Raw genomic sequence first — 26,691 nt, 5'->3', positions numbered from 1 at the left:
AGTGTTGCGGTTCGACAGCCCCCGCCGAAACCGTGACACACTGTACCACTACGGCCCCAGTTTTATCCCCGTCTCGCGAGCACGGTCGGCCATGCAGTTCACCGTCGTCCAGGGGGACATCGCACGACAGTCCGCAGACGCACTGGTGAACGCGGCCGGGACTAGCCTCCGGATGGGGAGCGGGGTCGCGGGCGCGCTCCGCCGCGGTGCGGGCGAGGGACTCAACGAGGCCGCGATGGCCAAGGGACCCGTCGACCTCGGCGCGGTCGCGGTGACCGACGCCTTCGACCTCGACGCCGAGTACGTCATCCACGCCGCGGCGATGCCCCACTACGGCGACGGGAAGGCCACGGTCCAGAGCATCCGCGACGCGACCCGGAACGCGCTGGCTGCAGCCGACGAACGCGGCTGCGAGTCGCTCGTGATACCGGCGCTCGGGTGTGGCGTCGCCGGCTTCGACACGAGCGAGGGGGCGCGACTCATCTGCGAGGAGATTTCGACCTACGAACCCACGACGCTCACCGACGTTCGGTTCATCGCCTACTCGGACGAGGAGTTCGAGACGATTCGCGAGATCGCGAGCGAGTTCCAGTAGGCGAGCGGGCTTTCTCGGTCCGGTCCTGAGCAGGGAGCATGGACGTCCCTGCGGACGCCCCCGAGGCGTGCCCGGTCTGTGCGCAAGCGTACGACTCCGTCTCGGACCACGAGCGCGGGCTCATGATAAACCTGCTCGACAACGAGCGCTACCGCCGGGTCTGTGTCGAGCCGATCGATGGGCCACGAATCAGGTTCTATCACCACACCCACGCGCAGGCAGCGGTCGAAGAATGAAGAGCGGACGGCTCAGTCGTGCCCAGACACGCGAACCGGCTCGTACGGTTCTTCGAGCCACTCCACGTCGGACTCGGAGAGGTCGATATCCAGTGCTTCGACCGCGGCTTCGAGGTGTTCGATGCTCGTCGTGCCCACGATAGGCGCGTCGACGGTATCCTTCGAGAACAGCCACGCGAGGCCGATCTGGGCCATCGAGACGCCTTCCTGCTCGGCGAGTTCCTGCACCCGTTCGTTCACCTCGCGGCCGCCGCCCTCGAAGTACGGGTGGGACCTCGCGTAGTCGTCGCTTTTCCCGCGGATGGTCGCGTCGAACTCCTCGTGCGGGCGGGCGAGGTACCCACGGGCAAGTGGCGACCACGGGATGACGCCGACCCCTTCTTTCTCACAGAGGGACAGCATCTCGCGTTCCTCCTCGCGGTAGAGGAGGTTGTAGTGGTTCTGCATCGTCATGAAGCGGTCGAGCCCGAGGCGGTCGCTGCTGTGCAGCGCCTCGGCGAACTGGTGGGCCCACATCGAGGACGCGCCGAGGTACCGGACCTTCCCGCGGCGGACCGCATCGTCGAGCGCGCGCATGGTCTGCTGGATGGGTGTGTCGTAATCCCAGCGGTGAATCTGGTAGAGGTCGATGGTGTCCATGCCCAACCGGTCCAGCGACCCCTCCAGCGCCTGTTCGATGGCCTTCCGGGAGAGTCCACCCGAGTTCGGGTCGTCCTCGTCCATCTGGAAGTAGCACTTGGTGGCGACGACGGCCTCGTCGCGCTGACCCTCCAGGGCCTTCCCGAGGACGCGCTCGGACTCGCCGTCCGAGTACATGTTCGCGGTGTCGAAGAAGTTGATACCGAGGTCGAGTGCCCGGTTCACGAGTTCGATGCCCTCCTCCTCGTCGAGGACCCAGTCGCGCCAGTCCGAGGTCCCGAAGCTCATGCACCCGAGACAGATTCGGCTGACCTCCATACCGGTGTCACCCAGTGTCGTGTACTCCATGGACGGGGCGACGGCCCCCGGGGTGAAAAACATCGCCAGATTGATTAAGTATCCGACGTGATTTGGGTGAAATATGCGTGCCCTCCACCTCGCAGTCGCGGTCGTCGCCCTGGTCTGCCTCCTGTTCGCCGCCCCCGCGGCGGCCGAATCTGGGTCGGTCAGTCTCCAGGAGAACGAGTCCGGGTCGCCCGACGTCGTCGTCCACGGCCCCGAGACGGCCGTCTACAACTACAGCGAGAACTTCAGCGTGAGTGTCGCCGGTGCCGATATCGAGTCGGTCACATGGCAGTTCCCCGATGGGTCCACCGCCACCGGAACCGAGGCCAACTACCGGTTCATGCAGGAGGGGAACCGGACCATCACGGTCGTCGTCGAGACGACCGATGGCGAGACCCTCCGCGAGAGCGTGACCTACGACGTGTTCCGGTACCACGACGATGGGTGGGATCCGCTCCCGTCGTTACAGTTCTGGGGACTGTACGCGTTCTACGCCCTGGTCATCATCGGGATGGGGACGCTGGGCGTCCCGCTAGTGATGCGGTCGCTGTAGTCACATCCCATCGAGTACCGGTGACGCCACCTCCCAGAGGTGCCCATCCAGGTCGGCGAAGTATCCCGAGTACCCACCCCAGAACGTGTCCTGTGCGGGTTTGACGAGGTCCGCACCGGCCGCCACCGCCTCGCTCAGTACCGCGTCGACCTCGGCAGAGTCTGGAACGTTGTGGGCGAGGGTCACGCCCGAGAACCCGTCCCCCTCAGCCGGGACCGTCGCGTCCTCGGCCAGCGCGTCCCACGGGTACAGCGCGAGCCAGGTTCCGTCGAGCGTGAAGAAGGCGATGTCGTCGTCCGGGTTCCGGTCTCGAATCGGGAAACCGAGGCCGTCACGATAGAACTCGATGGCGGCGTCGAGGTCGTCGACCCCGAGCGTCACGATGGTCATGCGTGGGTCCATGGCTGCAGCACGCTGCGTCGCAGCAAGAATCCACCCGGTCAGACCGACTCGGCGTTCACGTACCGCATCCCGACGCGCATCCCGAGATAGGTCACCACCCCGAGCAGGACGTACCCCACCGCGAAGCCCCAGGTGAACGGCCCAGCACTGCCGATGGCGAGCCTGGCGATGGTGTTCGCCGGGTGTTCCGGCAACAGGCCGGTGACCGTGATCGCCCCCAGCACCCCCGTCGAGTAGAGGAACTGGGCCTGCCGGCGGTCGGAGGAAAGCAGTGCGATGGTCAGCCCGACCGTGACGACGGTGAACGACAGCCCGGCGACCATCGCCACCAGCATCGGCCAGTTCGCGATGTTCGTCCCATTGACCCACAGCAACAAGAGCCAGACCGCGGCCTGCAGGGGTGCGAGCACCGCGGTCGCGAGCAGTTTGGCATCGACGATGTCGGCCAGCGAGACGGGTGCCACGCGGAGGAGTTCGAGGGTCCCGCGTTGCATCTCCTCGGTCAGCGAGTCGACCGCGATGGAGCCGCTGATGAACACGGGGAGGAACATCAGCAGGGGTACCAGCACGGTGTAGGTGAACCCGAAGTACGGACTGGAGCCGCGTTTCTGGGGCACTTCGAGCACGGTGTGTTCGAGCGACCCGCGGTAGTCCCGCCGGAGGTTCTCCTCCATCGACTCCAGCGTGTCCCGGACCTGGACGACGATGATGGTCGTCCGCAGGTTCTCCTTCGGGACGCTGGTCGTGACGTACACCGTCCCGTCCTCACCCTGTGTGGCGACCATCACCGCGTCGACCCGCCGGTCCTGGAAATCCGCCCGGGCGTCCGCGGCCGTGGCGTATCTGGTCGGGGAGATACCGCTCTGCTGGCGGACCGCCTGCATGACCTCGTCGGAGGCGTTGCCGGTCACGGCCATGTCGAGTTCGTACCCCTCGACCGACCCGGGGTCGTACAGCGACACCAGCCCGACGACGAGGAACGAGGAGAACGTCGCCACGAACAGCTGGATGAGCAACGCGAGGACGATGGTCTTCTCGCTCCGGAGCGAGCCGATCTCCCGGCGCGCGATGGTGAGTCGGGCGCGCCACGAGGCACCGCTCCGGGACTCACTCTCGCGCTCGGCCGCCGAGGTCCCGTGTTCGGGACGGGGTGGCTCACGGGACAAGCTGGGTCACCCCCATGTTGTACGCCACGTGGACCACGACCGCCAGCAGGAAGGCGGCCGCGTACGTGCGCTTCGAGCGCTGCGCGCCGAGCGCGGAGATGGTCGCGGTGACGGTGTGGAGCCCCAGCGGGAGCAAGAGCAGGCCGAGGACGACGACGGGGTCGGTCGCCGCGGCCTCTGGGTACGCCCGCTGGCCGAGCGTAAGCTCTTGTAACTGGACCAGCTGGACCAGCAGGGTGAGCTTCTCCGCGACGAAGAAGGCAGCCCCGCTCACCAGCCCGAGCACGACCGCGGTCTTCGGCGAGCGCTCGAAGCGCGCGTACTCGAACCCGGCGTAGACGTGGATGCTCTTCGCGGTCTCCTCGATGAGGGCGATGGCGGCGAACAGCACCGGCACCGAGAGGGCCTCCGGGACGATGAACAGCACCGCGATGGCGAGCAACTCGGCGACGAAGACGAACGGGAGGAACAGCGCGGTGACGAGCGCGACCGTCCGCTTGTTCCGGACCCGGGTCGCGATGGCGTCGAGCGCCTTCTGGTGGACCGGGCGCTGGCTGAACATGTCCTCTTCGCGGTAGGTGCCCGCACCGAAGGTGAACAGGGCGAGCGCGGTCAGGTAGAACGGGAGCGTCGAGAAGGCGTACTCTCCGAGCGTCACCGCCTCGTTCTGCAGGTCCATCACGACCAGCGTCAGCGGCGAGATGAGCGCGATGGGCGTCACGTCCGTGAAGATGGCCGGCACGAACACGTACGAGGTCATGAACACGGAGACGCTGATGGTGACGAAGGTGAGTTCCTTGAACGACCGCGCGAACATCCCGCCGACGAACGTCGCCGACAGGAACAGGAGCGCGATGGGCAGGACAGCTGCCACCGACACCGCGGTCCCGCCGATGAGGATGGCGATGGCGACCGTGATGACGAGCAGCGCCGCGAGGTAGGGCAGGGTCTTGCCCGCGATGATGTCCCGGCGCGAGACCGGGGAGACCAGCATCAACTCGCCGCGACGGTTGATGCGCTCGTTGATGATGGTGCTGCCGTACGCCTGGATGATGAAGTTCATCGGGACGATGAACAGGAACGCGAGCACCAGCGAGGCGAACGGAAACGGCGGGCTGATGTTGCTCGGCGAGCCCGAGGTCGAGCCACTGACGATGGCCGAGCCGCCGAGCTGCGGAGCTCGGACCTGCCCGTCGTCGCCGCCCGCTGCCTGGCCGCCGTCGCTTCCGCCACCTGCTGCACTCCCGGTGCCGCCGTCGCCACCGGTTCCGCCGCCATCGCCCGTTCTGTCACCGCCCCCGGTACCGCCGGTGAGGGCGCTGCCGGCGCGGCTCTCGTACTGGAGCGAGACGTCGACCGGGAACGCGGCGCTCTGGTTCGACTCGGTGCCCATCAGCCGGTCGTTGTACTCCTGGACCGCCGTCCGGAACTCCGCATAGGCGGCCTGGCCCTTCCGGGTCGGTCTGGGGATGGGCTCACCCCGTTCGGGAATCAGGATGTCTATCTCGCCCGATTTCAGGGCGGCCGCGCTGGCGTCGTCCGGTCTGGCCACGAACTGGCTGGTGTTCGTGACCACGTCGTGGTAGGGCGAGTCCTCCTCGACGCCGACCCGGTAGATACCGTCGTCGAGGCCCGGGCCCTGTGCGACGACGGTCGGCCCGACGATTGCGCCGACGGCCACCAGAACGAGCGCGAGCGCGACCGTCTGGCGGTCGAGGCTGCCGGCGCTACGGGCGACCTCCCAGCGAGCGATGCGCAGGGTCTTGCGGAGCGAGAGGACGCGGTCGAGGCCGCGCCTGCTCACGTCTCGGCCTCCCCGAGGGTCCGGTCCTGCTCCGCCTCACGGGCCTCCTCGGGCGTCTCGCCGGCGATGTCGAGGAAGATGTCCTCCAGGCTCGGGTTCTTCGTCTGTAAGTCGACGATGGAGCCACCCCGGCTCGTCGCCTGCGATCGGAGCCGTTCGACGGCGTCCATGTCCGAGACGACCGTCTCGAACCGGCCGTCACCGACGCGCTCGCCGTCGCCGACACGAACGTCGGTGAACACGTGGTACGCGGTCCGGCCGTGCTCCTGGCGGATCTCTTCGAGGCTGCCGCGGGCGATGATGTCGCCGTGGTTCATCACGATGACGCGGTCGCAGATGCTCTCGACGTGGTAGAGGTTGTGCGCGGAGAAGACGATGGTCTTGCCCTGGGCGGCGAGCTGTTCGGTGAACTCGATGATGTAGTTCGTCGTGAGGGGGTCGAGTCCCGATGCGGGCTCGTCGTAGATGAGCACGTCCGGGTCGTTGACGAGGGACCGGGCGATGGCGACCTTGCGCTTCATCCCCTTGGACATGTCGCCGATGCGCCGGTCGCGGTGTTCGAGGTCGAGGCGGTCCAGCGCGGTCGTGATGCGCTCTGTTGCCACGTCGCTGGGGACGTCGTAGAGGTCGGCGAAGAACTCGAGATAGGAGTGTGCCGTCATCTCCTCGTAGAGCGGCGACTCTTCGGGGAGGAAGCCGAGATTCCGACGCATGTCGGTGTCGCCGGCGGGGTGGCCGGCGATCGAGATGTGGCCGCTCGTCGGCTCGATGAGGCCGGCGAGCATCTTCAACGTCGTCGTCTTTCCCGCACCGTTCGGCCCGACGACGCCGAAGACCTCGCCCCGGTCGATGGTGAAGGAACTGCCGTCGACGGCCACGAACCCGTCGTACGATTTGCGGAGGTCCTCGACGGTTATCATTCGTTGTCCTGAGCCAAGAACGCGGCCTAGTTGAATATACCGGCCCCGTACGTCAACCGGGTGACGCGAAATCACCCGACGGTAGCCTTAATCCGAAGTGTGACAAATATTGTCACATGCAGTCACAGCCACAGGTCCGACTCGCCCAGACCCCGGACGGTCGGCGGCTGGAGGTCGGCCGGGACCTGCCGGTGGACCGGATGCTCGCGTGGGAACTGCTCACGGATACGTGGCGCTGGCCCGACTGGGGGCCGACCGTCACCGACGTCGAGGCACCGGACCGGTTCATCGGGGCCGGCGACGAGGGGAAGGTGCGAATCGTCGGCAGCTTCTGGGTCCCCTTCGAGGTGACCTTCTCCGACGGCGAGCGCTGGACCTGGGACGTGGCGGGCATCCCGGCGACCGGCCACCGGGTGGAGTACCTGGGGGAGGAGCGCTGTCGGGTCGTCTTCGAGGTGCCACTGCTGGCGGCGGGGTACGTGCCTGTCTGCCAGCGAGCGCTCTCGAACATCCAGGACATCCTGCTCGGGCCGGAGTGAGGGTTCGAAAACAGGGAACTACGGCGGTCGCTCCAGCGAGAACCGGTCGTCGGTGCTCGCGTACCACGAGCCCGCCATGCGACCTACGGCGTCCAGCTTCTCCACGTCGACCTTCCCGTCGGTCGTCACCGCGTCGGCGACGTGGACGTAGACGACCTCCGCGAGTATCAGGCTCGAACTCCCCACGTCCTGCAGGTCGTACAGTTCGCACTCGAACGCGATGGGTGACTCCGCCACTCGCGGGGGCGAGACGCGCGTCGATTCGGCACGGGTCGCGCCCGACTGGTCGAACTCGCTCTCGTCGGCGGGCAGGGTCGCGGCCGTCTGGTTCATCGCCTCGACGGTGTCGTCGGTCACGATGTTGACCACGAGTTCCCCGGTGTCGCGGACGTTCCGCGGGGTGTCCTTCAGGCCGTCGGGCCCGTCGACCGGCGCGAACACCAGGATGGGCGGGTCGATAGCCGCGACCGTGAAGAAGGAGAACGGCGCGAGGTTGTCGACGCCGTCCTCACTGGTCGTGCTGACCCAGGCGATGGGCCGGGGGACCACGGACCCGGAGAGTGTCCGGTAGAGCGAGCCATCCACCTCGGCGGGGTCGATCTCCATCTTACAGGCCCACCCCGACGGCGTACGGCCACTGGGTCCCGGCGAGCACCAGGAACGCGAGGACCGCGCCCAGCAGGCCGACGTTCTTCAGGAAGTTGATCATCTCGCTCTGTTGCTGTTCGGGGTCGTCCATCGTCCAGAAGTCGTGCATCATCGGCGTCGTCACCAGCAGGAACAGCGCCAGTGCGCCCGCCCCGATGGCGGCGTACGCGCCGAGGACGATGCTCAGGCCGCCGAAGACGAGCATCCCGCCCGATACCGTGACCGCGAGCGTCGGTGCTGGCACGCCCTTCATCTGTGCATACCCGGCCATGTCTTCGGTTTGCATGAAGTGGTTGAGCCCCATAAAGGCGAGCACGCCACCCACGAGGACGCGGGCGGCGAGCAGGGCGAGACCTGCCGAGCCGGTGAGTTCGAGCGCCATCTCAGGCCACCTCCCGGTGGACGCGGTCGGTTGCTGCATCGGTCGAGCCGTCGGTCGAAACCGTTCTGAGTTTCATCACGTAACCTAGTACGATGCCGAACCGACTTATAATTCAGCGGACATGAATGCAACCAGATGGCATCGATTACAACCTGCTAACACCGATGTAACTCGGCGGGGTGACACGACGCCGGTGAGCACTCGACGAGAGACCCAGCGGGACCGGGGCGGGTTCGGATTTTTATGAGTGGCCGTCCTACCGCGAGATGACACGATGAATCCACTCAAGCCTCCCTGCATGCGCAAGAACACGCACGCCAAAGAGGGCGCGAAGAAGGGTGCAGAGATCGGTGCGACCATCGGAAGCCCGCTCGGCCCGGTGGGGTCCGGCATCGGCGCGGGGTTCGGCGCGGCGAGCGGTCACATCGCCGGGTCGGTCCGTGACTCGGTCGAGAACGTCTTCAAACCGTTCTGAGTCGGTTACCACCCCGTTCTGAAGCGGTGACACAGGTAGAAAACCTTCAAAGCCTCCGGGCGAAATTCTCTCCGTATGGACACCTACGAGTTGATCACTCGGAACACCGAGGAGGTCATCACGGAGGAGGAGGTTCGCGAACTGGCCGAGGACCCCACAGACAAGCGGGTCTACGTCGGCTACGAACCCTCCGGCGTGCTCCACGTCGGGCACCTCCTCACCGCGAACAAGCTCATCGACCTCCAGGACGCCGGATTCGAGGTCGTCATCCTGCTCGCGGACGTGCACGCCTACCTCAACGGGAAGGGCACCTTCGAGGAGATTCGTGACACCGCCGAGCAAATGCGCGCGCAGTTCCTCGCGTACGGCCTCGACGAGGAACAGACCGAGTTCGTCTACGGCAGCGAGTTCCAGCTCGACGAGGACTACGTGCTGGACCTCCACGAGCTCGAGCTCAGCACGAGCCTGAACCGCGCCCAGCGTGCGATGGCCGAACTGCAGTCGGGCGAGACCGCGAAGGTCAGCCACGTCGTCTACCCGCTGATGCAGGCGCTCGACATCGAGTACCTCGACCTCGACCTCGCCGTCGGCGGGCTGGACCAGCGCAAGGTCCACATGCTCCACCGCGAGGAGATGCCGAATCTCGTGTACGACACCCGCCCGTGCCTGCACACGCCCATCCTCGCCGACCTCGAGACTGGCGTCGGCAAGATGTCCTCCTCGAAGGGCGTCACCATCTCCATGGAGGACTCCTCCGAGGACCTCAAGGACAAGGTCAACTCCGCGTACTGCCCGCCGACCGCGGAGCCCGAACCGGACGACGACGGGAACGAGCGCTACAACCCGGTGCTCGAACTGTTCCGGTACCACGTCTTCCCGCGCTTCGAGTCCGTCACGGTCGAGCGCCCCGAGAAGTACGGCGGCGACCTCGTCTACGACGACTACGACTCCCTCGAAGCCGATCTCGAATCGGGCGAGTTGCACCCGGCGGACGCCAAGAACACGCTCGCGGAGTACCTCGACGAACTCATCGCGGACGGCCGTGAGAAGCTCCGCGAGATCCGCGGGAACTGACCCGGTCTTCGTTTTTCACTGACGGCGACACTCGACAGCGCTCGGAATCGCCTTCGAACGGTTTCAAGACGGCGGCCGGCCTACCACCGGGCATGAACGAGACGAGACGTGCGGTGCTCGACGCGCTCGCGGACGGCCCTATCTCCGGGCCGGCGCTCGCGGAAGAACTCGGTGTCTCCCGCGCGGCGGTCTGGAAGCACGTCGAAGCCCTCCGCGAGGCCGGGTTCGACGTCGAGAGTGGTGACGGCGGGTACGCCCTCACCGGGGTGCCGGAGTACGGCGGGCTGGCCATCGAGTACGGCCTCGACGCCCCCTACGAGATAGAGTACCACGACAGCATCGACTCGACAAACCGGCGCGCCCGCGAACTCGCCGGTGAGGGCGAGTCCAACGTCGTGGTCGTCGCCGACGAGCAGACCGGCGGGCGCGGCCGACTCGACCGGGAGTGGAGCGCCCCCAGCGGCGGCGTCTGGGCGTCGGTCGTCCTCCGCCCGGAGATTCCCCCGGCGCAGGTCCCGATTCTCACGCTCGCCGCCGCGGTCGCAGTCACCCGTGCTGCACGTGAAGCCGGCGTCGATGCGGGCATCAAGTGGCCGAACGACGTCCTCGTGAGCGTAGCGAACGAGGGCTCGTCGGACTCGTCCGACGGTGTGCTCGCGAACGTCGAAGCGAACGGTACCCAGAAGAAACTCTCGGGTATCCTCACCGAGATGGAGGGCGAGGCCGACCGCGTCTCCTGGGTCGTCGTCGGTATCGGCGTCAACGTCAACGTCGCCGCGGCGGACCTCCCCGAGACCGCGACGACGGTTCGCGACCTCGTCGGTGACGTGGACCGACGCAACTTCCTCCAGCGCGTGCTCGAATCGTTCCACGACCTCGTGGGCGACACCGACGCTATCCTGCCGGCGTGGCGCGATGCCTCGCTGACGCTCGGTCAGCGGGTGCGAGTCGAGACCCCGGGTGGCGAGGTAATCGGCGACGCGGTCGACGTGGCGTTCCCGGGGACGCTCCTCGTCGACACCGGCGACGACATCACTCGCGTCAGTGCGGGCGACTGTGAACACCTGCGACCGGCCGAATAGACTGGTCGACCGAGCGCACCCACTCGTCCCTACCGGAAGATGATGGCCGCCACTAGCGGGAGCGAGACGATGGCCGCGAACATGGCCATCCACGGGATGACCAGTGCGAACATCGCGTTGATGAAAGCGATGGCGGCCAGTGCGACCACCTTGTCGCCGATGTCCATCATTGCACTACCCTCGCGGTGTGCGAGTATGGGCCTTGCGGCGTCGGCACGAACGGGACATGCGAGTCACTCCTGTTCGCCGACCTGTACCGTCAGCACCGGCACGGCCGACGACCGGACGACGCGCTCGGCGACGCTCCCCAGGAGCAATCGGTCGATTCCCCCGCGGCCGTGGGTGCCCATCACGACGAGGTCGCAGTCGTTCTCCTCGGCGTAGCGGACCACCTCCTTGCTCGGGGAGCCTTCGAGGATGGTCCCGACGACGGGTATCTCCGCGGGTTCGGCGAGGGTTCGCACCCGCTCGATGGCGTGCTCGCCCTCCTGCTGGAGCATGTCGTGCAGGCCCTCCCACGATGTCTCGATGGGGACCCCGCCGTAGCTCGCGGAGTTCAGGACGTACACAGCGTGGAGTGTCGAACCGTGGGCGGCCGCGAGGTCTATCGCGTGCCGGATGGCACGCTCGACCCCCTGTGAGCCGTCGGTCGGGACGAGGATACGGTCGTACATGCGGTATGCTACCACGTAGGCTGGGCGGGGGCTTTAGTTGTACCCCCCAGAACGGGTACTGTTCAGAGCACGACCCGGGCCACGTCGCTGGTCTCTGCACGCCGGACGACCGCCCGGACGGGGTCGCGAACACCTGCCAGGTTGTCGGAGTCGCCGTCGAGGACGAGCAGCTTCGCCTCCCGCCCGGGCTCGATGCAGCCGTAGTTCAGCCCGGCCAGTTCGGCCCCCGAGAGCGTGGCCATCCGCAGTACCTCCGTCGCGGTCACGTCGCACAGCTTCGCGGTGAACTCCATCTCGCGGAACATCGACGGCGAGTTGAGCATCACGTTGTCGGTGCCGAGCGCAACTGTGGTGCGGTCGAGCCACTCCCTGATGGGCGGGAGCCCCACATCGGTGACGAGGTTCGAGCGCGGGCAGACCGCGATGGGCGTGCCCGCCTCGGCGACGCGGTCGAGGTGGCGCGGCTCTGGATGGCACATGTGAACGAGGAAGTCCGGGTCGAGGTCCATCGCCGGGTCGATGTCGGAGGGGTCGGCCTCGCCGGCGTGGATACCGAACAGCTTGCCTTCCTCGGCCGTCGCCGCCCGTTCCTCGCCGAACTCGGCGTCGTTCGCGCCCGAGGCCCCGAAGCCATCGGCGTCGTCGAGTCGCATCGCATCGATGGTCTCCCGCCCGAGCACGACCGGGTCGATGTCGAGCCCATCCGCAGCCTCGCGGATGGCCCGGACGCCCTCGACGCCGCCCTCGCGGAACTCCACGCAGGTCGCGGTTCCACCCGACTGCATGAACTGGAGCGACCGGCGCATCGCCGCGACCTTCTCCTCGTAGCTCGTCTGTCTGAGGAGCCGGTGTTTGAGCCCGTCCGGTGGCGCGACGAGTTCTTCGAGCGAGAGACCGCCGCCGGCCTCCTTCGCGATGGAGTCCCCGATGTGAGTGTGGGCGTTGACGAACGCCGGAAGGACGATATCGTCGCTCTCGACCGGCGCTTCTTCGACGGCCTGTACCTCGCCGTCTTCGACGACGACGCGGCCCTCGACCGGCTCGAACTCGTCCCCCGCGAGGATGGTCCCTTCCAGAATCATGGTTCCTCCGCGAACTGGTCGAGCGTCGCGTGCAGTCCCGCCCCGACCTCCGAGACGAGCGCGCTCTCTTCGATATCGAGCGTCCTGACGACCGCACTTCGGACCTGGTCGGTCGCCTCCTCTGGCGCGTACACACCGAGTCGCCACTGGGCCTTCTGGGCGGACTGGAGCGCCTGCACCAGGGGTGACTGCTCGTCGAGCCGCCGGGCCTCGCCGTTGACGAGGACCCTGGTCGAAGACTCCGTCATCGAGGGCTCACCGGGCACGTCGAGGATGACCTGTCCCGCCGGGAGGCCGGCCCTGTCCGCGAGTTCGAGTTCCCAGCCCCGGATGTCCTCGTGGGTGGCCGCGAGCAGCGACTCCGGCACGTCCTCGTACTCGGCCCACACCGCGCGCTTGAACAGGTCGCGGTGGTCGAACCGCCGGGCGAGTTCGGCGGTACTCTCCGTGTTACGCAGCGTGTAGAGCAGGTCGTGGTCGTCCATGCGTCGAAGTTCCTCGGCAGTCGTCTCCGTGGTCTCCAGCAGTCGCTCGCCCGCTTGCCGGAGCATCGCCTTCGAGATACGCGCGACGTGGTGGCCGTACACCGTCGGCGTCATCAGGGCCCGCGCGACGAGCAGGCTCTCGGCGGTCTGGACGTTCCCCTCGTCGAGCACCAGCTCGCCGTCGGCGAAGGTGAGTTCGCGCAGCAGGCGTGCGTGGTCGATGGTCCCGTAGGGAACACCCGTGTGATGAGCATCACGCACCAGGTAGTCCATCCGGTCCACGTCGAGTTCGCCGGAGACGATCTGCCCGTACTTCCCGTCACCGGCGACGAGGTCGGCGATTTCGTGGGGGGCGATGTCGTGCTCGCGAAGGACCTCCCCGACGGCCCCGCGTTCGAACAGCTCGTGGACGTCGTCGTGGTACTTCCCGGTCCGGCGCTGGGTCAGCGGCTCCAGGTTGTGGGAGAACGGGCCGTGGCCCACGTCGTGGAGGATTGCGGCCGCACGGATCTTCTCCGCGTTCTCCCCCTCGATACCGAGGTGGTCCAGCGCCTCGCAGGCGTTGTGGTACACCCCCAGCGAGTGCTCGAAGCGTGTGTGGTTCGCCGACGGGTAGACCAGCGAGGCGGTGCCGAGCTGCGTGATGTGCCGGAGTCGCTGCATCTCCGGCGTATCGAGCAGCGCCCGCGCCACACCGTCCACCTCGATGTGGTCGTGGACGCTGTCCTTGATGGTCTTCATTGCCGTGGATTTCGGCGGGTTCGTATAAAAAAGGGCGGACAGAACAGCGAGGTGGACGGCGTGTCCACCCGACTACCGGTCCAGGGTGAGGGACGTCTCGACGCGAAACGTGCTCACTCGATGTCGATCGGTTCGACCGGGACCTCTTCTTCGTCGACGGGCCGCGTGTTGTGGCGGCACTGGACCGCTTCGAACTCGATGGTGAAGTGGCACGAGTCGGTCTGCGTGACGTTCACGTCGATGGTCGCGTCGCCGTCGACGAAGCCGCGCTGGCGCAGTTCGTCGTTGAAGCTCAGGCGGCTCTCGCCGGCCTGGCCGTCGGTGTCCATGTCCTGCTCTTCGATGGGGTTACCGTCCTGGTCGATGGCGTTGTACACCGGCAGGTCGGTGAAGCCCAGCCGGTCCGGGTCGTTCTCCTTGCACGGGAGGTACCACTCCATCGCGTAGCAGTGCGCGCCCGGGACGAAGCAGTCGCCGGGGTCGGGTTCGCCCTCCGGGTCCGGGTCGAACTCGTCTTCGAAGCACTCGAAGAACGTGGCGTTGCTGATTTCACCGAACTGGTTCGGATTCAGCTCAGGGTCGACCAGACAGATCTCGGTCGTACCCTCGTCCACCTCCGCGAGGTAGCAGCCGATGCCGGCCTTGAGCACGACGTGGGTCGTTCCCTCGGGTATCTCGCCGTCGTAACAGAACCCGCTGAGTCCGGAGACCAATCCGGTGAGCTCTGCGTCCTCACAGTCCTCGGGGAGGTGGCTGATACACTGGTTGAGCTGGCCGCCCGGCCCGCCGGTGAAGTCACCCTGGTAGATGGCCTCGACGGTGGAGCCGTTCGCCGGCTGGATGACCGGAGTGACCATGCCTGGTTGCATGCCGTTGGTGCCCACGCCACCTGCGCCCGAGGGCGGGAGTTCGTAGCCCGCCTCGAGGAGTTGCTTCCAGCCCGCGAGCGAGCCGGCGTAGAGGATGTTCTCGTCGACGATGTCGAAGTCGGGGTCGAGACTGATGCCGTTCTCGAAGTTCAGGTCGTCCTCGTCGGGTGCCCCGAAGATGGTGTTCGCGGTCAGGTTGTCACAGTCGGAGTCGGTCGAGACGACGACGTACAGGTAGTCGCCGAGTTCGCCGCCGTTCCAGATGGCTTCCTCGTCCTCGGAGCGGTCACCGGCCGCGGGTTCACCGGCTTCGAGCTCGGGCTCGATGGGGTTCTCCGTCCCATCTTCGTCCTCGAGGTCGAGCATATCGGCCAGCGAGGCGGTGATGTACGACGGGTTGCCACAGAGGTGGAGACTGAACGTCGTCTCGCCCTCGTCGTAGGGCTTGATGTCGTCGAGCATGACGAACATGCCCGTCGGGCCATCGACGTAGCCCGGATAGTACACGCCCGGTTCTTCGAGGGTGCCGCTGTTCTCGGTCTCGAAGCCCTCCGGGAGGTACTGCGAGATGTCCCGTGCGTCGTCCGGGACACAGGCGGCTGGAACGTCGGTCTGTCCCGAGACGAGTCTCCCCCACTGCTCGTGGGTGGGTGCCTCGCCCGTGTCGACGTTACGGATCGCCGGTGCGGCGGCTATCTCGTACGCCATACCGTCGGTACCCGCGACGATGGGTGGGCGCGCTTCGAGCGGCACGTTGTGCAGGTCGTAGCGCTCCCACGGCTTGTACGTGGAGCGGTAGTCGAGTCTGAGGTCGACCCGGCCGGCCTCGAGCCAGCCTTCGAGTGCTTCTCTGTCGCTGTAGAATGCGGTCGTGCCGAGTCCGGCACCTGCGCTCGCGACGCCGATCGTTCCGAGCCCTGCCAGCACCTGCCGGCGGGAAAGGTTAGTTTTCATGATGTCAGGTGACCCCCATACCCCACGGGGTGTCTGGATTTCTATTGGCCGTATGAGGGGTTACCTAAGCGTAGCCCCGACAGCACAGAAGTGAATCTTAATCGATATCGGGTGAAAGAAAACCCTCGTTAGCTGACGGGAGAGGGGACGGCAGGTGAGGGTGGCTCCGCCCGCTCATTTTCGGGGCTTGTCGAACGTTAGGAACCCAGAGTTGTCAGGGTGAACGATATATACTGATGTCCCAGCATCGCGCACTCTGTCCCGGCCGCTCACAAGGGCAGCCTGTCTTTTACACTCTCCAGAACAGCATTCGAAAAAGGTGGTCGTGGTCGTTCGACCCCGCGCTTCGACCGAGCGGGGTGTCGGTTCCTGTGCGACGGGTAGCCGGGACGATTCCAGCTCACCCAACAGGCCGAAATCCGGTCAGGGTCGGCCGTCGTCGCGTGCTGATAGACGCCGCCAGCACCTCACCCGTTGGTGGGGAGGTTCAGGCAGACGTTGTCCAGGCAGCACTTCGGGACAGACGGCGTCTGGATGCTGACCTCTTCGTTCTCCTTCATGTGGAGCAACTCGAAGACCGAGCAGAGCCGGATGTTCAGTGCCGTCACGTCGCTGAGCACGTCGACGAATTGCTGCATGGTCGCTGGGGACCCGGTCGTCAGCGCGTGGGGTCCAGCCGGGTGGAACGACCAGTTCTCGGGGATCAGGTCCACCGTGTGGGTGGTCCACTCGGTGGGTAACGTGAACCCGCTGTAGAACAGGCTTCCTGCACTGCCCTCGATGATGACGTCGTACTCCTGGACCTCGTTGTTCGCGGTGAATCCGGGTTCCATGCCGTTGAAGTCGGTCCGCTGGAGGTCGTACGCCAGCGTCCCGCCGACGAACGCGCTCTTGTCGCCGAGGAAGCACGACTCTGGGTCGTTCTGGACGGCCCAGATAGCGCCGTCGATGGGGGCGAGGTTCTCGGTCTGTATCGGTACCTCGTCACCCCAGACGAGGCAGTCGAACGGGTTCACGAAGACGTAGCCGCCGGGGTTCCCGCCGGTCTCGATGTGGTGGAGCAACCCGTTGGAGTTGAACGACGCTTTCGCGTCGTGGTCATCGAACGGACACGATGCGGTCCAGTCGTCCGCGTCGGTCTCGAAGTCGCTCTTGCACTCGCCTTCGATGTCGATGTCGGTGTCCGTGTTGTGGCGGCACTGTTCCGCCTCGAACACGATGGTGAAGTGGCACGAGTCGGTCTGCGTGACGTTCACATCGATGGTGTTGCCGTTCTGGACGAAGCCGCGCTGGCGCAGTTCGTCGTTGAAGCTCAGACGGCTCTCGTCGTCCTGCCCGTCGGTGTCGCCGTCCTGTTCCATGATGGGACCGCCGTCCTGGTCGATGGCGTTGTACACCGGCAGGTCGGTGAAGCCCAGCCGGTCCGGGTCGTTCTCCTTGCACGGGAGGTACCACTCCATCACGTAGCAGTGTGCCCCGGGCTTGGGGCACTCTCCGCCGGGTCCACCCGCTGGCGGCGGTGCGGGACCATTCCCGTCTTCACACTTGAAGAACGTGGCGTTGCTGATCTCCCCGAATTCGTTGGGTTCGTGCATATCGGGTTCGACGAGACAGATTTCGGTCGTGGTCTCGTCGACCTCTGCGAGGTAGCAGCCGATACCCGCCTTCAACACGACGTGGGTGGTCCCCTCGGGGATGGGTCCGTCGTAGCAGAATCCAGAGAGCCCGTCCAACAGCGGGGACAGAACCTCGAGATCTTCTTCATCACACTCTTCGAGCACGAACTCGATACACTGGTTGACCTGACCGCCAGCTTGACCGGTGAAGTTCCCCTTGTAGATGGCGTCTGCCGTGGTACCATTGCTGGTAGGCGTGATCAAGGTGCTGTTGGTTCCGTTCACTTCCTCGGAGCCAACGCCGCCGGGGCCTGATGGCGGGAGTTCGAACCCGTCCTCGAGGAGGTCCTTCCAACCCGCGAGCGACCCTGCGTAGAGGACGTTCTCGTTGATGACCGCGAAGTCTTCGTCGACGCTGAGGCCGTTCTGCGCGTCGTCCACGTCGGGATCAGACAGGATACTGTTCGCGGTCCGGTTGTCGCAGTCGTTGTCAACAGAGACGATGACGTACAGGTAGTCGGCCAGTTCGCCACCGTTCCAGATGCTGTCGTCCGGTCGGCCCGCTGCGACGGGTTCGCCTGCTTCGAGTTCCGGTTCGATGGGGTTCTCCGTCCCGTCTTCGTCCTCGAGGTCAAGCATATCGCCAAGGCGTGCCGAGAGGAACGACGGGTTGCCACAAAGGTGGAGACTGAACGTGGTCTCACCCTCGTCGTAGGGTTTGATGTCGTCGAGGTCGATGAACATCACCGGCTCGTTATCACCGTTGTCCTGCCCGTCAACGTAGCCGGGCATGTCGGGGTCCACGAAGACAGTGTCCTGACCTTCGCTCTGGATTACCGCGAATTCCTCGATGATCTCTTTCATGTCCGTCGCATCCTCGACCTTGCACGGATCGACGGTGAAGTCGGTCTCTTCGAACGTAAAGTCGGCCCAGCGACCCTTCTGGGTGACCAGTGCTGCCCAGTCGTCGTGCGTGAGAGACTCACCGTCCTCGTCGTACCGGACCGACGGACAGGCGGAGAGCTCGTAGGTCATTCCATCAGTGTCACGCACGATGGGCGGTCGCTCGTCCTGGGGAACCATGTGGAGGTCGTAGCGCTCCCACGGCTTGTACGTGGAGCGGTAATCCAGGATAAGATCGACACGGCCGGCCTCGAGCCAGCCTTCGAGTGATTCGCGGTCGCTGTAGAACGCGGTCGTACCGAGACCCGCGCCTGCGCTTGCGACACCGATTGTTCCGAGTCCCGCAAGCACCTGCCGGCGGGTAAATCGTGGTTTGTTTTGTTGCGTCATACGTACCCCACCCCCTTCTGAGGGTGATGCTCAATTGTAAGTTGGAAGAGGGGTTACCTATGGGCAACTTCAACGTGTCAGAAACATCGATTACTCGAGAACGGTTTCGTGGAAGTTACCGACATACTTCCAGGAATCGGCGGTTACACAGCGGTAGGGAGGCCGTACAATACCGGTAGGGACACCGGAATCACCCGGTAGTGGGTATCGAACCTGACCTCGTGGACGATTACGAACGGTTCCTCTGGGGCGTGAACCGTGAAAGTGACAGCTAGCTGCCGTCAGCAGACCTCGTCGAAGTCCTTGTGTCCACGAATGTCGACGCCCTCACCGGTCACCTCGGCGAGGAACACGCCGTTGCCGGAGCCGGTGTCGCGTTCGGCGGCCGACCGGACCGCACGCGCCGCGACGGTTTTGGCCTCCTCGTTCGACAGCCCGGACTCGTACTCCTGTTCGAGCAGCCCGTGGGCGACCATCATCCCGGAGCCGGTGACGGTGTACTCGTCACGCATGACGCCGCCGGCCGGGTCGATGGAGTAGACGTGGTGGCCGTCGTCGTCGACCCCACCGAGGATGGGGTTGATGGCGAAGAACGGGCCGCCGCGGGCGAAGTTCCCGGCGAGCGTCGAGAGCGCCTGCATCGACATCTCCTCGCCGCGGCGGGCCTCGTAGAGGTTCACCTCGGCGCGAAGCGACCGGATGAACGACTGGGCACCGCCGACGCTGCCGACCAGGGTGAGCGCGGCCGTCGGGTGGATCTGCTCGACCTTCTGGACGTCCTTGTTCGCGACGAACATCCCGCCAAGGGAGGCACGCATGTCGGTCGCGATGACGACGCCCTCGTCGGTGGTGAGGCCGACGGTGGTCGTCCCGGTCTTGGTGACGTTCTCCATCTGCTCCGTGCTGTACTCGCTCTGGGGGAGCGACCCGACCTGTGGTGCGTAGGGGTCTACCGGTTCGAGGGAGAGTGCGTCCGGAATCTGGGGGTCGTCGGCGCGTGGGGTTCGCATTGGTCGGCACTAACACGCGCCCCGGTATAAAATGGCGGCGTTGCCGACGGCTAGCGCTCGGCGAGTGGGGGGCACGAGAAGTGGTGTTCGTCTATCTGCTCCCGATCTGTTCGTACGCGCCGCCGAACGTCTCGACGACCCTGTGCACTGGCAGCGACACGCCGAACCGGCGCATCGCGAGGGCGAGCGGCATCAGGAGGATGCCGACCGCGATACTCAGTTGGTACAGTGCGAACAGGGCGGCTTGGGTGGCCCGGTTGATCATCTGACTTCGGTTGAGTCCAGCGCGCAGGTGGTATATAAGTATTACTCCCCAGCGGGGGCGTGCTATCCGGAGACACCCCGATGCAGTCTTGCGATTCAACTCGACTTTGTTTCTATCCAACTGGAAGTGGGAATCTCGGCTGGATTTCGGTCTCTCATCGCTCAGGCACGCCCGGGATTCTCGTAACTTATACGAATAATACGCCGGGGGGTGTTGGCCGGTCCGCGCCTGTCCGGGCCGCTCATCGCCCGGGGTCACCAGCGACTGTAGGACAAACCACAAAGCAAGCCTTGCTGGGACCCATGGTTCGGGGTATGAGCAATTATCTGGTTGCGATGGAAGCAGCCTGGTTGGTACGCGACGTGAGCAATATCGACGACGCAATCGGTGTCGCGGTGAGCGAGGCCGGCAAGCGCCTCAACAGCGAGGGGAAGGACTACGTCGAGGTCAACGTCGGCCTCACCGGTTGTCCCGCCTGTGGCGAGGGCTTCGACTCCGCCTACATCGCAGCTGATACGGCGCTCGTCGGGCTCGTCCTGGAGATGGAGGTGTTCAACGCCGACAGCGAGGAACACGCAAAGCGCATCGCAAAGAGCGAGGTCGGCGGCGCGCTTCGGGACGTCCCCCTGAAGGTCGTCGACACCATCAAGCGCGACGAAGAAGACGAAGACGAGTAACGCGAGCAGCGACGCCCCGAAAGCTTATTTTATAACCCGGGGTTATCGGGTTGTATGGAACTTCCCACCCCGACTGACCTCCGTGAACGACGGAAAGGGCTGGACCTCACGCAGAGCGAACTCGCCGACGCGGCGGACGTCTCACAGCCGCTCATCGCCCGAATCGAGGGTGGCGACGTCGACCCCCGGCTCTCGACGTTGCGACGCATCGTCGAGGCGCTGAACGAGGCCGAGGGCGAGATCAAGCGCGCCGAGGACGTGATGCACGAGGAACTGGAGTTCGTCCGCATGGACGACAGCGTCGGGCGCGCCATCGACATCATGGGCGAGCAGGGCTACTCCCAGCTCCCCGTCGTCGACGAGCGCGGCACCCCCGTCGGTCTCATCTCGAACAGCGACATCCGGCTCCACCGCGAGGACCGCGACATCGAGGAACTCCCCGTCGCCGAGGTCATGAACGAGAGCTACAGTACGGTCGGGCGGGACGCGACCCTCGACAGCATCGACAACCTGCTCGAACTCCACGACGCCGTCATCGTCAAGGAGGAGGGCGAGATGGTCGGCATCATCACCGAGGCCGACATCGCGACGCATCTGGGCTGACAGCGAGGCCCCCCTGATACTGAAAGTACTCCGCGCTGTCCGCTGGTTTCCGGGCGCTTCGGGGTTCGTTTCCGCTGAGAAGTTTTTATTCGTGGCGTGCTAACGTCCTGCATGAGTCATTATTGCCCGGACTGCGACGTGGGACTCGTGGAGACCGAGTACGGGACCAGCGAAGGTGCAGAGGACATCCGCGTCGAGGCCGGCGGCGGCCTGATGGGCGCGTTGAGCATGGAGGGCAACCCGGTCGTCGCGCACGTCTGCCCGGAGTGTCGGCTGGTGCGATTCTACGCCGAATCCGTGATGTAGGGGGTCGTTTCTGGGTCTGGACCGGATTTCGTCGTCGGAGATTCGGCTGACGGAACGGGCCGAGTGGACGGTGAGAGCGGCTTTCGAGGCGACTGCTCGTGAGACAGCACGACTTCTCGCACGATGGAACTGGGACCGCAACCGCACCGCTCGACAACCTCACCCTCCCCAGCCGATTCCGTTCCTCGCTACGCTTCGCTCCGGTACTCATCCCTCGCGCGAGCGTCTCGCTGGCCTGCCTCACTGCCGTTCGGATGCCAGCGGAGCCGCACGCCAGGAGGAACAGACAGTCCACCATCGCTCCCGGCCCCGTCCCGTCACCAAACCCTTTGTATTTCCAATGGTTATTCGGAATATGGTCTCAGAGAACCGCATCCGCGACGCGGCCGGCATCACCATCATCGGGGGCGCGTTCGTCCTGCTCTACGCCCTGGCTGCCATGGGTGACCTGACGCCGACGCTGGTCGGCGCGGTCCTGCCACTGTTCGGGCTCGGAGCCGCACTGGTCGTCGGGGGTGGGGCCGTCATGGCCTACCTGAAGCGGGCCTTCCCCGGCGATTCGAAGAACTAGTCCAGCGAGAGGCCGCGGATCTCGACGCTCGCACCTTCGGTGACCTCGCCGATGACCTTTCCGTCCTCGGTCGCGTCCGCCAGCGCCTCGGCCTCGTCTGCGGGAACCGCCGCCACGAACCCGGTGCCCATGTTGAAGGTCCGGTACATCTCCTCGGGCGAGACGTTGCCGAGGTCCTGCACGAGCCCGAAGATGGCCTGCGCGCCGAAGGGGTCCTCGATATCGTACTCGAACTCGCCCATGCGCAGGAGATTCGTCCAGCCGCCGCCGGTGACGTGGGCGGCCGCGTGGACGCCGTGTTCGTGCATCGGCTCCAGCAGGTCCGTGTAGATGCGGGTCGGCTCCAGCAGCTCCTCGCCGATGGTGCGGTCCTCGTTTGCGGGGAACGGGTCCTCGTAGTCGTACTCGCGCTGGACCGCCTTGCGCGCGAGGGTGAGCCCGTTCGAGTGAATCCCCGAGGAGGGCCACGCGACGAGCTTGTCGCCGGCCTGTGCCTCGCCGTCGAAGACGGCACCCTTCTTCGCCAGTCCCGCGCAGGTGCCCGCGAGGTCGAGCCCGGAGACGACTTCGGGCATGACTGCGGTCTCGCCACCAAGCAGGGCAACGCCGGCGCGCTCTGCGGCCTCGGCGAGGCCCTCACCGACCTGTTCGGCGAACTCTTCGGTGGGTTCGTCGACCGCGAGGTAGTCAACGAACGCGACCGGCTTGACGCCCGCGGCGACGAGGTCGTTCGCGTTCATCGCCATGCAGTCGATTCCCACGGTGGAGTAGTCGCCCAGCGCTTCGGCGACGAGCAGCTTCGTCCCGACCCCGTCGGTCGCCAGCCCCAGGTACTGGTCGCCGATGTCCAGCAGGCCCGCGTACTCGGTGTCGACGACGTTGCCGACCGCGTTCAGTAGCGCGGCCGTCGCCGCCTCGCTCTCCTCGATGTCCACGCCGGCGTCGGCGTAGGTGAGTTCGTCCTCGTCCTCGGTCATACGAGTTCGCGCCACGGGGAAGCGCAAAAGCCCACCGGTGTCCGTCCGGGACGAATTCTAGAAGGATTCTGGTGACAGTTCGAAAAACCCCTTTCTACACCTGTTGCCTCCCATCAGGTGGAGATGCGAGACCGAACATCGAAGCCGAGTCGAACCGACCTGGCCCTCGCGGCGCTGGCCGGCGTGGCCGCCGTCGTGGGGTCCTACGCCCTCGCGGGCTGGTCGCGACAGTCGTTCATCGTCGCCCCGATAGACGCCGCGGTCGTGAACGCGACCCCGGACATCGTCGTCAGGTACGCCATCCTGTGGCTCGGCTCGGCCGGGCACGTCCTGCACATCGCGCTGGCTATCGCCATCGCAGTCGCCGGCCTCGCAGTTCCGTCCCTGCTGGCGCTCGCCCTCGCACGCCGATTCGACAGCCCCCTGCTGGCACCGGCCCTCACGTCGGTCCTCGTCGCGGCACTCCTCCTCGCGACGACCGGCGCGCCTGGCCCATCGACGGCCGGCGCGCTCTCCGCCGCCGCCGTAATCGGTGCGGGCACCCTCGGCCTCCCCGCCTCCTCTGGCGACTCCACGCACCCCGACGCGCGGGCCGACCCGGCGCGCCGACGACTGGTCGGCGTGTTCCTCGGCACCACCGCCTACGCCGCCGTCGGCTCGGTACTCGGCGGCAGCGCCCCGCGGACGGGCGAGGCGACCGAGGAACTGGCCTCGAAGGTCGAGACGGACACGTTGCTGAACGACGCCGAGGCACAGTCACTCCCGGTGGCCAACCTCGGCGGCCTCGTCACGCCCATCGGCGAGTTCTACGAGACGGACATCAACTCGTTCGATCCCTCGCCGGACCCCGAGCGCTGGACGCTCTCGGTGACCGGTGCGGTCGACCAGGAGGTAACGCTCGACTACGACGAACTGACCGGGCGCGAGCCCGAACATCGGTTCGTCACGTTGCGCTGCGTCGGCGAGAGCCTGAACGGACACAAGATGGACAACGCGCTCTGGACGGGCATCCCCATCGCCGACCTCATCGAGGAAGCAGGGGTTTCGAGCGACTGCGGCTGTGTGATGGCTCGCGCGGCCGACGGCTACTTCGTCCAGTTCCCCTACGCAGCCCTCCAGAAGGGCTTCCTCGCCTACGGGATGAACGGGATGGGGCTGCCGAGACAGCACGGCCGGCCCGTCCGGTTGCTCGTCCCCGGGCACTGGGGCGAGGTGAACGTGAAGTGGATCACCGAACTGGAGTTCCTCGACGAGGCGGTCGACGGCTACTGGGAGAAGCGGGGCTGGCACGGGACCGGCCCCGTGAACACGGTCGCGAAGCTCCACGCCACCAACGAACTCGACGACGGCTCCATCGAGGTCGCGGGGCACGCCTACGCGGGCACCCGCGGCGTCGACCGCGTCGAGGTGTCGACCGACGGCGGCGACACCTGGACCGACGCGGAGCTGTCGGCCCCGCTCCCCGGCGAGGACGTCTGGCGCATGTGGCGCTACGCGTTCACGCCCGATGGCGAGACCGAGGTCGTCGTCCGGGCGGTCGACGGGACCGGCGCGGTCCAATCGAAGGAATACTCACAATCGTACCCCAGCGGCGCGAGCGGCTGGGTCAGAAAGCGCGTCGGGGGATGACCGACGAGCAAGACGGTCGGGTGGTGAGTCGACGGCTGCACCGAGGGCGCGTAACGGTGTCACTAAGTACGCTGGTGTTGCAGGCAACAGACAGGAATAGATGGAGAAGGCGCTGTGGTACCTGCTGGTTGGCACGCGCGGCGGCACGAACCGCGTCCGTATCATCCGGGCGCTCTCGGAGCGGCCGCGAAACGCCAACCAGCTCTCCGAGCACCTCGAGGTGGACTACAACACGATTCGACACCACCTCGACATGCTGCTCGACCACAGCGTCGTGGAGAAAGGCGGCGACAACTACGGCGCGCTGTACTTCCTCACGGACCAGTTCGAACACCACCGTGAGGCGTTCGAGGAGATAATCCAACACATGGACTAACTATGGCAATGGGACAGACACTCGCAATCGCGAGCGCGTTCGCGGGCATCAACGTGGTACTACTGGCAGTGCTGACGGCGGTCTGGGTGAAGAACTACCGGACGTTCAAGACCTCGCTGACGCTCGGGCTCATCGCGTTCGCCGTCGTACTGCTGCTGGAGAACGCCACCGCACTGTACTTCTTCTTCAGTATGGAGATGTTCTACGGTGAATCGGCCGCCGTCCAGCAGTCCGTCGCGGTCCTGCGCGGCCTGCAGTTCGTCGCACTGGTGTTCCTGACCTGGGTCACGCTGAAGTAGGAGTACTCAGGCCCTCTCGCTCTCCGCCGCCGCTTCTTCCTCGTCGTCGTCCGTCGGGTCGTACTGTCCGATGATGATGGGGACGTTCCCGCCGTACCAGATGACCTGGAGCGGTTCGTCGAAGCTGACCCCGTTCTTCGTGGTGTACTTGTCGCCGACGACCACGTCGCCCTTCTTCTTCTTCCAGTCCTCGGTCACCCGCTCGCCGAAGCTGGTGTAGACGACCTTCACGTCCTGGAAGGCGTCACCCGCCTCGTGGGTGATGGTTACCCTTGCGTCGTCGCGGTACCGGTACGAGAACCCGACGTTGGGCGCCGCGGAGGTGTCGATGTCGGTCAGGTCCGTCGCGAGACCGAGGAACGGCCCGACCACCAGCGACCAGAGCGACTCCGTCTCGGTCCCGAAGGTGACCGCGACCGCCGAGTCGCTGTTCGTGACCTTGGTGTTCCAGGCCCCGACGAGTGGTGCCGGGAGGTTCGGGTCGTCACTGGCCATCCGGGTGAACAGCGCGTCGACCGCGCTGAGCCCCGCCGCCACGTCGTTCGGTGTGTCGTAGAGGAAGAGAGTTTCCACGTTCGTGCCGCCGCCGTTCACGTAGAAGGCGAAGCCGGCCGCACGCGCCCCCCGGAACAGGTCCCTGACGCCCGCGTCGAGCGACGGGAACATGTCGTCGACGGCCTTGTCGTCGAGTTCGACGACGAAGTAGCCCGTCGGCGGCGTCTCCCGCGAGGTGTACCGGTTGACGAGCGCCCGCGCACCCGAACTCTCGTCCAGCCGGCGGGTTGCCTTCCCACTGCCGGCGTCGATCATGGTCGTCACGGCGTCGACCGCCGGGACGGCCGGGGAGCCGACCCCGTAGACGATGGCGTTGCCCGCGACCGCGGTCGCGATGTCGATGCCGCCCGTCACGTCCGCCCGGTAGATGTCGTATCCGGCGTGGCCACCCGCATCACGGAGCCCCTTGCGGACGAGGTCGGTTGCCACTGCGCCCGAGTCGACCGACCCGCGGGCCATCAGGGTCCCGCCGGCCTGCTGTTTCGAGCCGGTCTTCACGTAGCCGACCGCGAGGAGTTCGTCGACCGACCCGACCGCGTCGACCGAGTCCTCGATCTTCTCCTCTGTCTCCTGTGGGACACGAGTCGTGCCCAGCGCCGAGCCGTCGAGCTGCATGAAAAAGGACAGGTTCCCCTCCAGCAGGTCGCCGTGGTCGTACACGAAGTTGGTCGTCGGTCCAGAAACGGTGGGACTGCCGCCGCCCCCGAAAGCGAACCCTTCGAGGCAGCCGGCCAGCGAGAGCACCGTCGCGATGCCACCCCCTCGTAGCACGGTACGTCTACTGACACTCATGGGAGAATAGAAGGGGCTGAGAGTAGAAATACTGACTACTCACCCGACAGAAACCTC

31 protein-coding genes are annotated in these 26,691 nt (G+C 65.9%); 14 read left to right on the top strand and 17 right to left on the bottom strand.

From position 1 onward, the window contains the following. Positions 1–91: 91 nt before the first annotated feature. Together ACSC1S_RS08630 and ACSC1S_RS08625 are read left to right on the top strand one after the other, a co-directional pair. Positions 92–595: a macro domain-containing protein gene (locus ACSC1S_RS08630; RefSeq protein ID WP_435363959.1), complete on the top strand. Its 504-nt coding sequence runs from the start codon at positions 92–94 to the stop codon at positions 593–595. Positions 596–633: 38 nt separating this feature from the next. Beyond that, positions 634–831 carry a DUF8145 family protein gene (locus ACSC1S_RS08625; RefSeq protein ID WP_435363958.1) on the top strand — a complete coding sequence of 66 codons (198 nt, stop codon included), beginning with the start codon at positions 634–636 and terminating at the stop codon, positions 829–831. Positions 832–843: 12 nt separating this feature from the next. Here the strand turns inward: ACSC1S_RS08625 and ACSC1S_RS08620 are convergent, their stop codons facing one another. Next, entirely contained in the window at positions 844–1,818 is a 975-nt protein-coding gene (locus tag ACSC1S_RS08620) for an aldo/keto reductase (protein WP_435363957.1), read from the bottom strand. Positions 1,819–1,891: 73 nt separating this feature from the next. On the opposite strand from ACSC1S_RS08620, the gene ACSC1S_RS08615 reads away from it, so the two are divergent. Next, positions 1,892–2,368: a PKD domain-containing protein gene (locus tag ACSC1S_RS08615; RefSeq protein ID WP_435363956.1), complete on the top strand. Its 477-nt coding sequence runs from the start codon at positions 1,892–1,894 to the stop codon at positions 2,366–2,368. Here the strand turns inward: ACSC1S_RS08615 and ACSC1S_RS08610 are convergent, their stop codons facing one another. From ACSC1S_RS08610 to ACSC1S_RS08595, 4 genes are all read right to left on the bottom strand, one after another. Beyond that, positions 2,369–2,770, bottom strand: coding sequence for a VOC family protein (locus ACSC1S_RS08610; protein ID WP_435363955.1), 402 nt, complete (start codon positions 2,768–2,770; stop codon positions 2,369–2,371). It abuts the gene before it with no gap. A gap of 38 nt (positions 2,771–2,808) precedes the next feature. Then, on the bottom strand, positions 2,809–3,840 hold the full coding sequence (locus ACSC1S_RS08605; RefSeq protein ID WP_435364599.1) for an ABC transporter permease: 1,032 nt from the start codon (positions 3,838–3,840) through the stop codon (positions 2,809–2,811). An 85-nt stretch (positions 3,841–3,925) separates the two neighbouring features. After that, positions 3,926–5,740: an ABC transporter permease gene (locus ACSC1S_RS08600; RefSeq protein ID WP_435363954.1), complete on the bottom strand. Its 1,815-nt coding sequence runs from the start codon at positions 5,738–5,740 to the stop codon at positions 3,926–3,928. Beyond that, on the bottom strand, positions 5,737–6,660 hold the full coding sequence (locus ACSC1S_RS08595; protein WP_435363953.1) for an ABC transporter ATP-binding protein: 924 nt from the start codon (positions 6,658–6,660) through the stop codon (positions 5,737–5,739). Before ACSC1S_RS08595 ends, ACSC1S_RS08600 begins: the two co-directional genes overlap by 4 nt. Positions 6,661–6,776: 116 nt before the next feature. On the opposite strand from ACSC1S_RS08595, the gene ACSC1S_RS08590 reads away from it, so the two are divergent. After that, positions 6,777–7,199: an SRPBCC family protein gene (locus ACSC1S_RS08590; protein ID WP_435363952.1), complete on the top strand. Its 423-nt coding sequence runs from the start codon at positions 6,777–6,779 to the stop codon at positions 7,197–7,199. Between the two features lie 18 nt (positions 7,200–7,217). Here ACSC1S_RS08590 and ACSC1S_RS08585 read toward each other — a convergent pair whose 3' ends face one another. Both ACSC1S_RS08585 and ACSC1S_RS08580 read right to left on the bottom strand, forming a co-directional pair. Further along, on the bottom strand, positions 7,218–7,805 hold the full coding sequence (locus tag ACSC1S_RS08585) for a flavin reductase family protein (RefSeq protein WP_435318430.1): 588 nt from the start codon (positions 7,803–7,805) through the stop codon (positions 7,218–7,220). A gap of 1 nt (position 7,806) precedes the next feature. Next, the gene (locus ACSC1S_RS08580) at positions 7,807–8,229 is read right to left on the bottom strand and encodes a DoxX family protein (RefSeq protein WP_435363951.1); all 423 of its coding nucleotides are present in this window, start codon (positions 8,227–8,229) and stop codon (positions 7,807–7,809) included. A gap of 274 nt (positions 8,230–8,503) precedes the next feature. Between ACSC1S_RS08580 and ACSC1S_RS08575 the strand changes: the two genes are divergently transcribed. The 3 genes from ACSC1S_RS08575 to ACSC1S_RS08565 all read left to right on the top strand — a co-directional run bounded on the left by ACSC1S_RS08575 (position 8,504) and on the right by ACSC1S_RS08565 (position 10,860). Then, positions 8,504–8,704: a YMGG-like glycine zipper-containing protein gene (locus ACSC1S_RS08575; RefSeq protein ID WP_435318428.1), complete on the top strand. Its 201-nt coding sequence runs from the start codon at positions 8,504–8,506 to the stop codon at positions 8,702–8,704. A 75-nt stretch (positions 8,705–8,779) separates the two neighbouring features. Beyond that, on the top strand, positions 8,780–9,778 hold the full coding sequence (locus ACSC1S_RS08570) for a tyrosine--tRNA ligase (protein ID WP_435363950.1): 999 nt from the start codon (positions 8,780–8,782) through the stop codon (positions 9,776–9,778). A 92-nt stretch (positions 9,779–9,870) separates the two neighbouring features. After that, entirely contained in the window at positions 9,871–10,860 is a 990-nt protein-coding gene (locus ACSC1S_RS08565) for a biotin--[acetyl-CoA-carboxylase] ligase (protein WP_435363949.1), read from the top strand. A gap of 29 nt (positions 10,861–10,889) precedes the next feature. Here the strand turns inward: ACSC1S_RS08565 and ACSC1S_RS08560 are convergent, their stop codons facing one another. The 8 genes from ACSC1S_RS08560 to ACSC1S_RS08525 all read right to left on the bottom strand — a co-directional run bounded on the left by ACSC1S_RS08560 (position 10,890) and on the right by ACSC1S_RS08525 (position 19,849). Next, the gene (locus ACSC1S_RS08560; protein WP_435363948.1) at positions 10,890–11,030 is read right to left on the bottom strand and encodes a hypothetical protein; all 141 of its coding nucleotides are present in this window, start codon (positions 11,028–11,030) and stop codon (positions 10,890–10,892) included. A 63-nt stretch (positions 11,031–11,093) separates the two neighbouring features. Further along, entirely contained in the window at positions 11,094–11,534 is a 441-nt protein-coding gene (locus ACSC1S_RS08555) for a universal stress protein (RefSeq protein WP_435363947.1), read from the bottom strand. A gap of 62 nt (positions 11,535–11,596) precedes the next feature. Next, complete coding sequence (locus tag ACSC1S_RS08550; protein WP_435363946.1) at positions 11,597–12,616, bottom strand: amidohydrolase family protein; 1,020 nt, start codon at positions 12,614–12,616, stop codon at positions 11,597–11,599. Further along, positions 12,613–13,842, bottom strand: a complete 1,230-nt coding sequence (locus ACSC1S_RS08545) for an HD domain-containing protein (protein WP_435363945.1) — start codon at positions 13,840–13,842, stop codon at positions 12,613–12,615. The genes ACSC1S_RS08550 and ACSC1S_RS08545 overlap by 4 nt, the downstream gene beginning before the upstream one ends. Before the next feature lie 113 nt (positions 13,843–13,955). Beyond that, complete coding sequence (locus ACSC1S_RS08540; RefSeq protein WP_435363944.1) at positions 13,956–15,665, bottom strand: hypothetical protein; 1,710 nt, start codon at positions 15,663–15,665, stop codon at positions 13,956–13,958. A gap of 467 nt (positions 15,666–16,132) precedes the next feature. Next, complete coding sequence (locus ACSC1S_RS08535) at positions 16,133–18,574, bottom strand: laminin B domain-containing protein (RefSeq protein ID WP_435363943.1); 2,442 nt, start codon at positions 18,572–18,574, stop codon at positions 16,133–16,135. 281 nt (positions 18,575–18,855) lie between these two features. Further along, positions 18,856–19,584, bottom strand: coding sequence for an archaeal proteasome endopeptidase complex subunit beta (psmB, locus tag ACSC1S_RS08530; RefSeq protein ID WP_435363942.1), 729 nt, complete (start codon positions 19,582–19,584; stop codon positions 18,856–18,858). Between the two features lie 91 nt (positions 19,585–19,675). Next, positions 19,676–19,849: a hypothetical protein gene (locus ACSC1S_RS08525; protein WP_435318419.1), complete on the bottom strand. Its 174-nt coding sequence runs from the start codon at positions 19,847–19,849 to the stop codon at positions 19,676–19,678. 314 nt (positions 19,850–20,163) lie between these two features. Here ACSC1S_RS08525 and ACSC1S_RS08520 point away from each other — a divergent pair, with 314 nt between their 5' ends. The 4 genes from ACSC1S_RS08520 to ACSC1S_RS08505 all read left to right on the top strand — a co-directional run bounded on the left by ACSC1S_RS08520 (position 20,164) and on the right by ACSC1S_RS08505 (position 22,006). Next, complete coding sequence (locus ACSC1S_RS08520) at positions 20,164–20,526, top strand: DUF555 domain-containing protein (RefSeq protein ID WP_261651384.1); 363 nt, start codon at positions 20,164–20,166, stop codon at positions 20,524–20,526. Between the two features lie 54 nt (positions 20,527–20,580). After that, the gene (locus ACSC1S_RS08515) at positions 20,581–21,129 is read left to right on the top strand and encodes a CBS domain-containing protein (RefSeq protein ID WP_435363941.1); all 549 of its coding nucleotides are present in this window, start codon (positions 20,581–20,583) and stop codon (positions 21,127–21,129) included. Positions 21,130–21,240: 111 nt separating this feature from the next. Further along, complete coding sequence (locus ACSC1S_RS08510; RefSeq protein ID WP_435318418.1) at positions 21,241–21,435, top strand: hypothetical protein; 195 nt, start codon at positions 21,241–21,243, stop codon at positions 21,433–21,435. Positions 21,436–21,790: 355 nt separating this feature from the next. Next, entirely contained in the window at positions 21,791–22,006 is a 216-nt protein-coding gene (locus tag ACSC1S_RS08505) for a hypothetical protein (protein WP_261651381.1), read from the top strand. Here ACSC1S_RS08505 and purM read toward each other — a convergent pair. Then, positions 22,003–22,983, bottom strand: a complete 981-nt coding sequence (gene purM, locus ACSC1S_RS08500; protein ID WP_435363940.1) for a phosphoribosylformylglycinamidine cyclo-ligase — start codon at positions 22,981–22,983, stop codon at positions 22,003–22,005. The genes ACSC1S_RS08505 and purM overlap by 4 nt on opposite strands. A gap of 123 nt (positions 22,984–23,106) precedes the next feature. Here purM and ACSC1S_RS08495 point away from each other — a divergent pair, with 123 nt between their 5' ends. From ACSC1S_RS08495 to ACSC1S_RS08485, 3 genes are all read left to right on the top strand, one after another. Continuing rightward, positions 23,107–24,612: a molybdopterin-dependent oxidoreductase gene (locus tag ACSC1S_RS08495; protein WP_435363939.1), complete on the top strand. Its 1,506-nt coding sequence runs from the start codon at positions 23,107–23,109 to the stop codon at positions 24,610–24,612. A 100-nt stretch (positions 24,613–24,712) separates the two neighbouring features. Then, positions 24,713–24,988 (top strand): winged helix-turn-helix domain-containing protein, encoded by a 276-nt coding sequence (locus ACSC1S_RS08490; RefSeq protein ID WP_435363938.1) that lies wholly within the window; start codon positions 24,713–24,715, stop codon positions 24,986–24,988. 2 nt (positions 24,989–24,990) lie between these two features. Continuing rightward, positions 24,991–25,287 (top strand): DUF8036 family membrane protein, encoded by a 297-nt coding sequence (locus ACSC1S_RS08485; protein WP_261651377.1) that lies wholly within the window; start codon positions 24,991–24,993, stop codon positions 25,285–25,287. 6 nt (positions 25,288–25,293) lie between these two features. Here ACSC1S_RS08485 and ACSC1S_RS08480 read toward each other — a convergent pair whose 3' ends face one another. Then, positions 25,294–26,634, bottom strand: coding sequence for a hypothetical protein (locus ACSC1S_RS08480; RefSeq protein ID WP_435363937.1), 1,341 nt, complete (start codon positions 26,632–26,634; stop codon positions 25,294–25,296). Between the last annotated feature and the right edge of the window lie 57 nt (positions 26,635–26,691).

The organism is Haloarchaeobius pelagicus (assembly GCF_051207375.1).
Taxonomy (GTDB): Archaea; Halobacteriota; Halobacteria; order Halobacteriales; family Natrialbaceae; genus Haloarchaeobius.
The sequence above is the reverse complement of the archived record's forward strand: the minus strand, read 5'-3'. Positions and strand labels throughout refer to the sequence as shown.

Coding starts and splice junctions, on each gene's coding strand:
- ACSC1S_RS08550 (WP_435363946.1), bottom strand. CDS start 12,616: ATGATTCTGGAAGGGACCATCCTCGCGGGGGACGAGTTCGAGCCGGTC.
- ACSC1S_RS08485 (WP_261651377.1), top strand. CDS start 24,991: ATGGCAATGGGACAGACACTCGCAATCGCGAGCGCGTTCGCGGGCATC.
- ACSC1S_RS08545 (WP_435363945.1), bottom strand. CDS start 13,842: ATGAAGACCATCAAGGACAGCGTCCACGACCACATCGAGGTGGACGGT.
- ACSC1S_RS08565 (WP_435363949.1), top strand. CDS start 9,871: ATGAACGAGACGAGACGTGCGGTGCTCGACGCGCTCGCGGACGGCCCT.
- ACSC1S_RS08510 (WP_435318418.1), top strand. CDS start 21,241: ATGAGTCATTATTGCCCGGACTGCGACGTGGGACTCGTGGAGACCGAG.
- ACSC1S_RS08590 (WP_435363952.1), top strand. CDS start 6,777: ATGCAGTCACAGCCACAGGTCCGACTCGCCCAGACCCCGGACGGTCGG.
- ACSC1S_RS08625 (WP_435363958.1), top strand. CDS start 634: ATGGACGTCCCTGCGGACGCCCCCGAGGCGTGCCCGGTCTGTGCGCAA.
- ACSC1S_RS08515 (WP_435363941.1), top strand. CDS start 20,581: ATGGAACTTCCCACCCCGACTGACCTCCGTGAACGACGGAAAGGGCTG.
- psmB (WP_435363942.1), bottom strand. CDS start 19,584: ATGCGAACCCCACGCGCCGACGACCCCCAGATTCCGGACGCACTCTCC.
- ACSC1S_RS08535 (WP_435363943.1), bottom strand. CDS start 18,574: ATGACGCAACAAAACAAACCACGATTTACCCGCCGGCAGGTGCTTGCG.
- ACSC1S_RS08575 (WP_435318428.1), top strand. CDS start 8,504: ATGAATCCACTCAAGCCTCCCTGCATGCGCAAGAACACGCACGCCAAA.
- ACSC1S_RS08595 (WP_435363953.1), bottom strand. CDS start 6,660: ATGATAACCGTCGAGGACCTCCGCAAATCGTACGACGGGTTCGTGGCC.
- ACSC1S_RS08630 (WP_435363959.1), top strand. CDS start 92: ATGCAGTTCACCGTCGTCCAGGGGGACATCGCACGACAGTCCGCAGAC.
- ACSC1S_RS08580 (WP_435363951.1), bottom strand. CDS start 8,229: ATGGCGCTCGAACTCACCGGCTCGGCAGGTCTCGCCCTGCTCGCCGCC.
- ACSC1S_RS08570 (WP_435363950.1), top strand. CDS start 8,780: ATGGACACCTACGAGTTGATCACTCGGAACACCGAGGAGGTCATCACG.
- ACSC1S_RS08525 (WP_435318419.1), bottom strand. CDS start 19,849: ATGATCAACCGGGCCACCCAAGCCGCCCTGTTCGCACTGTACCAACTG.
- ACSC1S_RS08615 (WP_435363956.1), top strand. CDS start 1,892: ATGCGTGCCCTCCACCTCGCAGTCGCGGTCGTCGCCCTGGTCTGCCTC.
- ACSC1S_RS08620 (WP_435363957.1), bottom strand. CDS start 1,818: ATGGAGTACACGACACTGGGTGACACCGGTATGGAGGTCAGCCGAATC.
- ACSC1S_RS08505 (WP_261651381.1), top strand. CDS start 21,791: ATGGTCTCAGAGAACCGCATCCGCGACGCGGCCGGCATCACCATCATC.
- ACSC1S_RS08495 (WP_435363939.1), top strand. CDS start 23,107: ATGCGAGACCGAACATCGAAGCCGAGTCGAACCGACCTGGCCCTCGCG.
- ACSC1S_RS08480 (WP_435363937.1), bottom strand. CDS start 26,634: ATGAGTGTCAGTAGACGTACCGTGCTACGAGGGGGTGGCATCGCGACG.
- ACSC1S_RS08585 (WP_435318430.1), bottom strand. CDS start 7,805: ATGGAGATCGACCCCGCCGAGGTGGATGGCTCGCTCTACCGGACACTC.
- ACSC1S_RS08555 (WP_435363947.1), bottom strand. CDS start 11,534: ATGTACGACCGTATCCTCGTCCCGACCGACGGCTCACAGGGGGTCGAG.
- purM (WP_435363940.1), bottom strand. CDS start 22,983: ATGACCGAGGACGAGGACGAACTCACCTACGCCGACGCCGGCGTGGAC.
- ACSC1S_RS08610 (WP_435363955.1), bottom strand. CDS start 2,770: ATGGACCCACGCATGACCATCGTGACGCTCGGGGTCGACGACCTCGAC.
- ACSC1S_RS08520 (WP_261651384.1), top strand. CDS start 20,164: ATGAGCAATTATCTGGTTGCGATGGAAGCAGCCTGGTTGGTACGCGAC.
- ACSC1S_RS08540 (WP_435363944.1), bottom strand. CDS start 15,665: ATGAAAACTAACCTTTCCCGCCGGCAGGTGCTGGCAGGGCTCGGAACG.
- ACSC1S_RS08490 (WP_435363938.1), top strand. CDS start 24,713: ATGGAGAAGGCGCTGTGGTACCTGCTGGTTGGCACGCGCGGCGGCACG.
- ACSC1S_RS08560 (WP_435363948.1), bottom strand. CDS start 11,030: ATGATGGACATCGGCGACAAGGTGGTCGCACTGGCCGCCATCGCTTTC.